General features: G+C 50.2%; 1 protein-coding gene. It reads right to left on the bottom strand.

From position 1 onward, the window contains the following. Nucleotides 1-217, bottom strand: a 217-nt coding sequence (locus tag ACM615_RS23920) for a hypothetical protein (RefSeq protein WP_431012631.1), incomplete at both ends; no start/stop codon positions are given.

The raw sequence follows: 217 nt of genomic DNA, 5'->3' as shown, positions 1-217 counted from the left end.
GGAATTTCTCAAATAGCTTGTTGGAGTTTAGGTGGTCCTGGAGCTGAGCAGCAACTCGTTTTTCCAGCACCGTTGATAGAAAAGGAAGGTTGGAAATGGGTCTGTAGTTGGCCAGGACTCCCGGGTCAAGGGAGGGTTTTTTGAGACGAGGTTTGATGACAGCGGTTTTTAGGGCAGAGGGGACATGGCCAGCCTGGAGTGAGAGGTTTACGATCTT

Source organism: Rahnella sp. PAMC25617 (assembly GCF_050606005.1).
Taxonomy (GTDB): Bacteria; Pseudomonadota; Gammaproteobacteria; order Enterobacterales; family Enterobacteriaceae; genus Rahnella; species Rahnella variigena.
The sequence above is the reverse complement of the archived record's forward strand: the minus strand, read 5'-3'. Positions and strand labels throughout refer to the sequence as shown.